The sequence below is a fragment of the Xanthomonas campestris pv. asclepiadis genome (assembly GCF_020784175.1).
In the GTDB taxonomy this organism is placed as follows: Bacteria; Pseudomonadota; Gammaproteobacteria; order Xanthomonadales; family Xanthomonadaceae; genus Xanthomonas; species Xanthomonas campestris_D.
Window position 1 is genome coordinate 26,820 of sequence record NZ_JAJGQM010000050.1, and the last position, 9,453, is coordinate 36,272.

At 67.1% G+C, this 9,453-nt stretch carries 9 protein-coding genes; 7 read left to right on the plus strand and 2 right to left on the minus strand.

The features are described 5' to 3' along the window. Window positions 1–63: 63 nt before the first annotated feature. On the minus strand, window positions 64–342 hold the full coding sequence (locus LL972_RS18050; protein ID WP_228328757.1) for a hypothetical protein: 279 nt from the start codon (window positions 340–342) through the stop codon (window positions 64–66). After that, window positions 339–620 (minus strand): hypothetical protein, encoded by a 282-nt coding sequence (locus LL972_RS18055; protein ID WP_228328758.1) that lies wholly within the window; start codon window positions 618–620, stop codon window positions 339–341. Before LL972_RS18055 ends, LL972_RS18050 begins: the two co-directional genes overlap by 4 nt. A gap of 95 nt (window positions 621–715) precedes the next feature. Between LL972_RS18055 and LL972_RS18060 the strand changes: the two genes are divergently transcribed. From LL972_RS18060 to LL972_RS18085, 7 genes are all read left to right on the plus strand, one after another. Then, on the plus strand, window positions 716–1,303 hold the full coding sequence (locus tag LL972_RS18060; RefSeq protein ID WP_228328759.1) for an RNA polymerase sigma factor: 588 nt from the start codon (window positions 716–718) through the stop codon (window positions 1,301–1,303). Window positions 1,304–1,305: 2 nt separating this feature from the next. Next, entirely contained in the window at window positions 1,306–2,274 is a 969-nt protein-coding gene (locus LL972_RS18065; protein WP_228328760.1) for a FecR family protein, read from the plus strand. A gap of 135 nt (window positions 2,275–2,409) precedes the next feature. Continuing rightward, complete coding sequence (locus tag LL972_RS21650; RefSeq protein WP_266104689.1) at window positions 2,410–4,461, plus strand: TonB-dependent receptor; 2,052 nt, start codon at window positions 2,410–2,412, stop codon at window positions 4,459–4,461. Next, entirely contained in the window at window positions 4,419–5,192 is a 774-nt protein-coding gene (locus tag LL972_RS21655) for a TonB-dependent receptor domain-containing protein (RefSeq protein WP_323134225.1), read from the plus strand. Before LL972_RS21650 ends, LL972_RS21655 begins: the two co-directional genes overlap by 43 nt. An 11-nt stretch (window positions 5,193–5,203) precedes the next feature. Continuing rightward, window positions 5,204–7,330 (plus strand): acylase, encoded by a 2,127-nt coding sequence (locus tag LL972_RS18075; RefSeq protein ID WP_228328761.1) that lies wholly within the window; start codon window positions 5,204–5,206, stop codon window positions 7,328–7,330. Window positions 7,331–7,412: 82 nt separating this feature from the next. Then, window positions 7,413–7,889 carry a hypothetical protein gene (locus LL972_RS18080; RefSeq protein WP_126943771.1) on the plus strand — a complete coding sequence of 159 codons (477 nt, stop codon included), beginning with the start codon at window positions 7,413–7,415 and terminating at the stop codon, window positions 7,887–7,889. 135 nt (window positions 7,890–8,024) lie between these two features. Continuing rightward, window positions 8,025–9,281, plus strand: a complete 1,257-nt coding sequence (locus LL972_RS18085; RefSeq protein ID WP_228328762.1) for a dipeptidase — start codon at window positions 8,025–8,027, stop codon at window positions 9,279–9,281. Window positions 9,282–9,453 lie beyond the last annotated feature (172 nt).

A 9,453-nucleotide genomic window follows, 5' to 3' on the forward strand; every position in this document is an offset into this window, starting at 1 on the left:
TCTGCCAGCCGCGCGAAATACCGCGTGTCGCAGGCCATACCCGGCCTGCGCGTATCGGTCACATCAGGCGATGACCTGCGGTTGGTTGCAGCTGCAGCGGCAACCGATCACCAAGCCGCCGGGCGCGGTGATCTCCGGCACGGCCTGGCGCAGGTCGGCAATGAACTCGGGATTGCGCATGGTCTGGCCATCGGCGTAGCCGTAGAACACGCCCTGCGTGGGCGTGGTGCCTTCGCGCAATTCGAGATCACCGCGCACCTGCGTGGTGCCGGACACGTTGACCGCACCGAAGGCGCCTGGCCCCATGAAGACGGTGCTGGCCTGCGCATCGGCGCCGCTCATCGCGCCTGGATGCCACACGCCCAGACCGCCAGGTACCGCAGTGCCCTGCACGGCGCGCCCATCACCGTGGCGTTGCCATTCGCGTTGCCATTCGCGTGGCAGCGCGCCCTGGTGCGTGGCGCGGCTGCATAACCCAAAGCAGTCAGGTCATTGCCAACAGCCATTTCGTTGGCCGCATCCGACCGGACATTGTCGATGTCCGGCGCGCGCTGCGCGGGTAGTGCCATCGCAGCGAACCACCCGTCGAAGGGCATGGCGGAGTTGCGCCGCTGACGCATCGTGACTTCAAGAGCAGGTCCTTCGCTCGAATCCCCCGGAGAACGCAATGACTTCCTCACTTCGACGTGCGGGCACGTCAGCGGCCGCGTCCTAGATGCCGGCCATCGATTCCCAGCGCGCCGCCTGGCTGGCGACGCAGGTCCTGCCGCACGAGCCGGCGCTGCGGCGCTGGCTGCGCAAGCACGCCCCCGGCAACGTCGATTGCGACGACGTCATCCAGGAGACTTACGCCATCCTGGCCGGGCTGGGCGAGGTGGGTCATATCGCCAATCCGCGCGCCTATCTGTTCACCGCTGCGCAGTCGGTGCTGCTGCAGCAGGTGCGCAGCGCCAGGATCGTGTCGATCGAGAGCGTGGCGGAAATCGAGCGCCTGGACATCACACAGGACGAGCGCTCACCCGAGCGCCACGCCATTGCCGGTCAGGAGCTGCGCCGCATCGGCGAAGCGCTGGCGGCACTGCCGGACAAATGCCGCCAGGTGTTTCTGCTGCGCAAGGTCGACGGCCTGTCGCAGCGCGAGATCGCCGCACGGCTCGGAATCAGCGAGAACACCGTGGAAAAACACATCGTGAAGGGATTGCGTCTGCTGATGGCACGCATGGGCCGCACGCCCGCATCGGCACCGGCTGCGGGCCATGCCGCGCCGGCCACGCGCCTGGCCGATCCGCAGCGCGGCAGCTGAGCATGCGCAGCATCGACGACATTGCCGCCGCCTGGGTGGGACGCGAGGACCGCGACCGGCTCACGCCGGCCGAGCGCGTGCAGCGCGACCGCTGGCTGGCCGAAGACGTGCGCCATCGCGGCGCCTATGCACGGGCGCACGCGGTGCATCTGCATTTCGATCGCGCGCGTGCGCTGGGGCAGGGCTTTGCCGCGGAAGCGACGCGGTCACGGCGCACGCATCGACGCGGCAGGTGGCTGGCCGCACTTGCCGCCTGCGTGGTCGCTGCGGCCACCGGCATGCTGGCATTGCAGCAGGCCGTCCCCGACAACGGCGCGCCCGGCAGCGGCCATCACCTCACCCGCATCGGCGAGGTGTTGCGCCTGCCGTTGGCAGACGGCTCGGCGGTGACGCTGAATTCCGGCTCGGAAGTGGTGGTGGAGTTCAGCGCCGACCGTCGCCAGATCCAGTTGCTGCGTGGCGAGGCCTTGTTCGATGTGGCCAAGGACCGTCATCGCCCGTTCGTGGTGATGGCGGCCGGCTCGGAAGTGCGCGCGGTCGGCACCAGTTTCAGCGTGCGTCGGCGGCAGGACGATGCGGTCAAGGTCGTCGTGCGCGAAGGCACCGTCGACGTGGAGGCCGACCGCCGCGCACCGCAGCGGGTGGCCGCCAACATGCTGGCCATGGTCAGCCCGACGTGGGCGGTGCAGGTGCAGCCGCTGCCAGCACGGCGCGTGCAGCAGTTGCTGGTCTGGCGCGAGGGGATGATCGCCTTCGACGGCGACACCTTGGCGCAGGCCGCGGCCGAATTCGCCCGCTACAACGACATGCGCATCCTGATCGACGACCCCGCGGTGGCGCGGCGCACCGTGGTCGGCCTGTATTCGGCCAACGATCCGGAAGGCTTTGCACGGTCCGTGGCGCTGAGCATGGGCCTGCAGATCGAACACACCCGTGGCGGCATCCACTTGCGCGGCACGCTCGCGCAGTGAGGTGCACCGCTGCACGTCACCACCCGCGATGTCGATGGCGGAAAAGCGGCGGCCACGCATCCAACAGACAGGGGGCCACACAGCAACGGTGACGACGACCGGACAGCGGCGCACGCGCGCCAGCGGAGAGCAGTGATGCAGGCAGCAAGCAGGCGTTTGAGCAAGGCCATCGGCACGGCCGTGGCGATGATGGCAGCGGGAGCTGCCTTGGCAGCGTCGCCGCAGGGACGCACGTTCTCGCTCCCCGAGAGCAATGCGGTCGTGGCGTTGCCGGAATTTGCGCGGCAGGCCGGCGTGCAGATCGTGGCACCCGGCGAATATCTGCAGCAGGTACGCACGCCGGCGGTGCAGGGCACGCTGGAATCGCGCGTGGCATTGCGGCAGCTGCTGGCCGGCACCGGATTGAGCGTGGTCGAAGACGATGGCGAACGCATCACGCTGGCCTCGGCGCAGCCGATGACGGCCGCGTTGCACGGACATCCCGGTGTGGGGTACGCACAAGTGGACGCATCCGCACCGACGCCGCCAGCCACTACACCGCCAGCCGACGCCGCAGTCGGCAACCTGGATGCGGTGGTGGTCACCGGCGCGCGCGGCGTGCAGCGTACCGTCACCGAAAGCCCCACCCCGATCGATGTGATCGGCGCGGCGGAACTGGAAAAGACCGGTCGCCCGGGCCTGCTGGCGGCACTCAACGATCTGGTGCCCTCGTTCAATGCACCGGCCAAATCCGGCAACGGCACCTCGTATGTGATCGCCACCGGCGGGCTGCGCGGGCTCAATCCGGATCACACCCTGGTGCTGGTCAACGGCAAACGGCGCCATCGCACCGCCAGCATCAACATCGCCGGCATCGTCGGGCGCGGTTCGGTGCCGGTGGACATGAGCCTGATCCCGGTGTCGGCGGTGGATCACATCGAGGTGCTGCGCGACGGCGCCGCCGCGCAGTACGGCTCGGACGCAATCGCCGGCGTCATCAACATTCTGCTCAAGTCCGATGCCGAGGGCGGCAAGGCCGACCTGCTATGGGGCCAGAACATCGACCGCGCCGATGGCGACAGCAGCAGTGCCAGCATCGGCAAGGGGCTGGCGCTGGGCAGCGACGGCTTCGTCTATCTGGCCGCCGACGCCAGGTACCAGCAGACCTCCAATCGTGCAGTGCCGGTGGCCGACGATTACCGGCTGTACTACCCGGTCAACGGCCAGCCGGACCCGCGCGAGGCCACCGCCAACCGCCTGATCACGCGCAACTTCGGCCAGCCCTGGCAGAAGGGCGCCAACCTGTCCTACAACGCCGAACTCGGTCTGGGCGGCGACCTGCGTGGTTATTCCTATGCCACTTACAGCCGCCGCCTGAGCGACCTGGAATGGTCGTTCCGCAATCCCAACGCCAACAACACCCTGCAGGAGATCTATCCGGACGGGTACAGCCCGCGCCTGCGCATCGACGAGACCGATTACGAGTTCACCGCCGGCATCAAGGGCCTGTGGGGCCAGTGGGATTGGGACCTGGCCACCAGCTACGGCAGCAACGCCTCCGAACGCGACGGCCTGCACACGCTCAACGCCAGCCTGGGGCCGACCAGCCCCACAGAATTCTATCTCGGCCAGCTGACCTCCACCGACTGGACCACCAGTCTGGACATCACCCGCGGCCTGCAACTGGCCGAGCGCCCGCTGCAGGTGTCGCTGGGTGTGCAGCATCGCTACGAAAAATACGAGATCCAGGCCGGCGAGCAGGCGGCCTATGCGGCCGGCAGCTACGTGTTCCCGGCTGGCCATCCACGTGCCGGGCAGGCGCCGCCGCCCGGCGCGCAGGGCGCGATCACCTTCCAGCCCGACGAAGCCGGCAGCCTGGATCGCAACAGCGGCGCGGCCTATGTCGACCTGACCTGGGACGTGGCCGACAGCGTGTCGTTGGGCCTGGCCGGCCGCTACGAGCGCTTCGATGATTCGGCCGGCGACACCGCGGTGGGCAAGTTCACCGCGCGCTGGGCCATCACCCCGACCTTCGCGCTGCGTGGCGCGGCCAGCACCGGCTTCCGCGCGCCCGCCCTGGCGCAGGCCCTGTACGCAGCCACCAACAGCAGCTGGCGCACGCTGACAACGGCGACCGCGAACTGTTCCTGGCCAAGACGCTGCCGGTGGATTCCCCGGCAGCGCTGGCACTGGGGGCCGAACCGCTGAAGCCGGAAGAATCCACCAATGCCAGCATCGGCTTCACCTATAACCCCACGCGCGCGCTCAGCCTCACTGTGGATGCCTACCGCATCGATCTGGACGACCGCATCGGCATGACCGGCTACATCACCGGTGCGGCGATCACCGACCTGCTCACCCGCGCCGGCGTGTCCGGTGTCGACAGCGCGCAGTACTTCACCAACGCCATCGACACCCGCACCGACGGCGTGGACGTGGTGGCGACCTGGCGCATGGAGGCCGGCGACTGGGGCCGGGTCAACTGGAACCTGGGCTACAACTACAACACCACCGAGATCACCCGCATCGCCGACAACCCGGCCGCACTGGACTCGCTGGGCGCCGGCTACGAACTGTTCGACCGTGCCTCGCGCGGCTATCTGTCGCGCACGCCGCGCAGCAAGCTGCTGCTGGGCGGCAACTGGGTGATCGGCGACTTCGCGCTCAACGTGCGCGTCAACCGCTTCGGCAGCTTCGACGTGCTGGAAAACAACCCGGCCAACGACGAACACGTGCCGGCCAAATGGATCACCGATCTGGAAGCGTCCTACGCATTGTCCGAGCGCATCACCTGGACGCTGGGCGCCAACAACCTGTTCAACCAATACCCGAACAACATCGGCGCGGTCGCCAGCACCGGCAGCGGGTTCTATGTGACCAGCGTGCCGTACGGCTTCACCGGCGGGTCCTACTACACCAAGTTGACCTACACCTTTTGAGGAGTGATCCAGTGCCGCGACTTTCTTCGATGCGGGCGCATGCGCGCAGCGCTTTCATCTGCGCAGGGCTGTTGATCGCATTGTCCTGCGCCCCGCAGGCGGCCGGCGCCGGCAAGGACAGCGGCGAGATCCTGTGGGACCGCTACGGCGTGCCGCATGTCTATGCCAGGACCGAAGCGGGCACCTTCTACGGCTTCGGTTGGGCGCAGACCCACAGCCATGGCAATCTGCTGCTGCATCTGTATGGTGAAGCGCGCGGCCGCGCCGCCGAATACTGGGGCGAGAAGTACGCCGAACAGGATCGCTGGCTGGCCAGCAACGATGTCTACCCACGCGCGCAGCAGTGGTACCGGCAGCAGGCCCCGGGCTTTCGTGCCGACCTGGACGCCTTCGCGCAAGGCATCAACGACTACGCAGCCACACACCCGGAGGCGCTGGATGCCGAGGTGAAGGTGGTGCTGCCGATCACCGGCGTGGACGTGGTGGCGCACGCGCACCGGCTGATGAATTACGTCTACATCGCCTCGCCGGCCAAGGTGCTGGGCGAGCCACCCAAGGACGGCCAGGCCCGCGACGGCTCCAACGCCTGGGCGCTGATGCCCAGCAAGACCCGCGACGGCCACGCCATGCTGCTGGCCAATCCGCATCTGCCCTGGGGCAGCGGCTTTTTCACCTACTACGAAGCGCATCTCAACGGGCCGGGTGTGGATCTGTACGGCGCCACCCAGGTCGGCCTGCCGATCCTGCGTTTCGGTTTCAACAAGCAGCTGGGTTTCACCAATACGGTGAACACGCTGCTGGGCCAGACCACCTACAAACTCAGCTTGTCGGGCGATGGCTATCTGCTGGACGGCAAGGTGCTGCCGTTCAAGCGGGAGACCAGAACGCTGAAGATCCGTCAGGCCGATGGCGCGCTGAAAACACAGACGCTGGAAGTGCGGCAGTCGGTGCACGGCCCGGTGTTCGAACGCTACGACGGCAGCACCGTGGCGCTGCGCGTGGCTGGCCTGGATCGCCCCGACATGCTCAAGCAGTACTGGGACATGGGCAAGGCGCAGGACTTTGCGCAGTTCCAGCGCGCGCTCAAGCAGCTGCAGGTGCCGATGTTCAACATCGTCTATGCCGACAACGCCGGCAACGTACTGTTCCTGGACAACGGCATCCTGCCCAAACATGCGCAAGGCGATCTGAAGTACTGGAGCGGATTGGTGCCGGGCGATACCGCGTCCACGCTATGGAGCGATGTGCACAGCTACGACGAGCTGCCCAAGGTGATCAACCCGGCCGGCGGTTTCGTGCAGAACACCAACGACCCGCCGTGGCTGGCGAGCTGGCCGCGCGCGCTGGACCCAAGCGCGTTTCCGGCCTATGTCGCGCCCACGGGGCCGATGTCGCTGCGCGCGCAGAACTCGGTAAAGATGCTGGCCGAGCACGACAGCATCGACTTCGACCAGCTGGTGGCGCTCAAGCGCACCGCGCAGGCGCTGGCGGCCGATCGCACGTTGCCGCAGCTGTACGCTGCCGCCGCAGACAGCACCGATCCGGACATTCTCGCCGCGATCGCCGTGCTCAAGGCCTGGAACCGCCACTTCGAAGCCGACAGCCGCGGCGCGTTGTTGTTCGAGGAATGGGCGCGCTTGTTCACCGGTGATGCGCGCTACCTCTCGCAGGCCGGTTATGCAACGCCCTGGTCGCTGGACACTCCGCTGACCACCCCCAGCGGCTTGAAGGACCCGGCGCTGGCGCTGCGCCAACTCAAGCAAGCCGTCGCCAGCACCAAGAAGACCTACGGCGCCATCGACCGGCCGTACGGCGAGGTGTCGCGCTTCCACCTGGGCGCTGTCGATGTGCCCGGCCGCGGCGGTTTTGGCAATCTCGGCGCGTTCGACGTGATCACCTGGAACCCGCCCAATGCCGATGGCCAACGCCTGCCGCAGCACGGTGAAACCTGGGTCTCGCTGGTGGAGTTTTCCACGCCGCTCAAGGCCAAGGGCCTGATGAGCTACGGCAATGCCAGCCAGCCTGGTTCGGCACACATCAGCGACCAGCTGCCACTGCTGTCCAAAGGCGAGTTCCGCACCTTGTGGACCACCCGCGAGCAGGTCAAACAGCACCTGGAATCGCGCACCGACTTCTGATGCCCAGCTCCCGAAGATCACCCGACGCCAAGCACCTACCCGACAGCACCGCCCAACATCCCAGCCTCCAAGGACACCGCCCATGCGCACCTTTCTGACCGCCGCCCTGTTCGCCGTCTCGGCGTTGACTGCCACGTTCGCCGCATCGGCGGCCGATCCGCACGACGGCGCCTGGACCCTGGTGGAATCCAAATCCAACTGGAGCGACGGCAAATTTCCCAAGGGCATGCGGCTGACCATCAACGTGCAGTTCTCCGACAACCGCATCGAATACCACTCCATCAACACCACCCGCCCGGACACGCCGTACAAGGTCGATTACGTCACCACGCTGGATGGCAAACCCAGCCCGCTCAACGAGCAGGCGCGCTTCAACCAGATCGCGGTGAGCAAGACCGGCGCCGACACCTACCAGATCCTCAAGATGAAGGACGACGACGTGATCGTCGGCGAGTTCTGGACGTTCTCTGCAGATGGCAAGACGCTGATCCGCAATGGCGTGGGCAAGTCGCCGGAAGGCAAATCCAAGGCCTATCACGAGTTCTTCGAACGCAAGTGACGCGTTGGTGCGTGGTCGCAGGCGGTGATGTTTGCGACTGCGCATCGCGGCGGCTTGAGCCCCGCGTTCTGCGTAGGGGTCGGCCGATCCCTACGCGGCTATGATCGATACATTCCCCATCTTCTGCGAGCTGCCATGACCCTGTATCGCCTGTGCACCGCCATCGCGCTGAGTCTGGCCGTGGCCGCACCCAGCCACGCGCTGGAGTTTTCCAAGGCCGAACTGGCGCGCGCCACCGCGCTGCAACAGCGGCTGGTCACGCTGGATTCGCATCTGGACACGCCGGCCAATCTGGAGCGCCACGACTTCGATGTGCTGCAGGCGCATGCCGGCAACCGGCTGTCGCAGGTGGATTACCCGCGCATGGTCGAAGGCGCACTGGATGGCGGCTTCTGGGCGGTCTATACCGGGCAGGGCGATCGCAGTGCGGCCGCGCACCTGGACGATCGCGATGCCGGCCTGCAGCGGTTGTTGAAGATCCACACGCTGCTGGCCGCGCAACCGCAGCGCTTCGCCTTCGCCACCACGCCGGCCGATGCCGCGCGGATCAAGGCCGCTGGCAAGCGCGTGGTGTACATCAGCATGGAAAACGCCAGCCCGCTGGTGGCCGACCCGACGCTGCTGCGGTTCTATTACGCGCAAGGCCTGCGCCTGATGAGCACCGTGCATTTTCTCAACAACGAGTTCGCCGACTCGGCCACCGATCCCAAGGGGCCGGAATGGAAGGGCCTGAGTCCGGCCGGCAAGCAGCTGGTGCAGCAGGCGCAGGCGCTGGGCATCGTGATCGACCAATCGCATGCCTCCGATGCGGTGTTCGACCAGTTGATCGCGCTGTCACCGGTGCCGATCGTGCTCTCGCACAGCGGCGCGCGTGCGGTGTTCGACCACCCGCGCAATATCGACGACGAACGGCTGAAGGTGCTGGCCGCGCACGGCGGCGTGATCCAGGTGAATTCCTATGGCGGCTACCTGGTCGACAGCGGCGCCAGCCCCGAGCGCAAGGCCGCCGAGAAGGCGCTGACCGAGCAATACGGCGGCTGGGAGCACATCAAGATCGCCGACGGCACTGCCCTGAGCGCCGCGCTCAAGGACCTGGATGCGCGCTACCCGATCAAGCGCGCCACCGAGGAGGATTTCTTCGCCCATCTGGAGCATGTCCTCAAGGTGGTCGGGCCCGAGCACGTGGGCATCGGCATGGACTGGGACGGCGGCGGTGGCGTGGTCGGCCTGGAAGACGTCTCCGACCTGCCGCGCATCACCGCCTGGCTGCTGCGCAAGGGCTACACCGAGCCGCAGATCGCCGGCATCTGGGGCGGCAACCTGCTGCGGGTGATGGGGCAGGCGCAGGCGTATGCGGCGGGGAATCGGGAATCGGGAGTGGGGAATCGGTAGAGCGCAGTGGCTGGTGCCGGGATTGGGGAGTCGGGAGTCGGGATTCGCAAAGGCGAGGGGTCCGTCGCGCGTTGCTCCTAGCCGGGCACATGCGGGTGTCGACTCCCCGTAAAATTGGTCCATCCATAGTTAGAGGTCCCCGGGCACACTAGCCACCAAGGAGACCAACGAT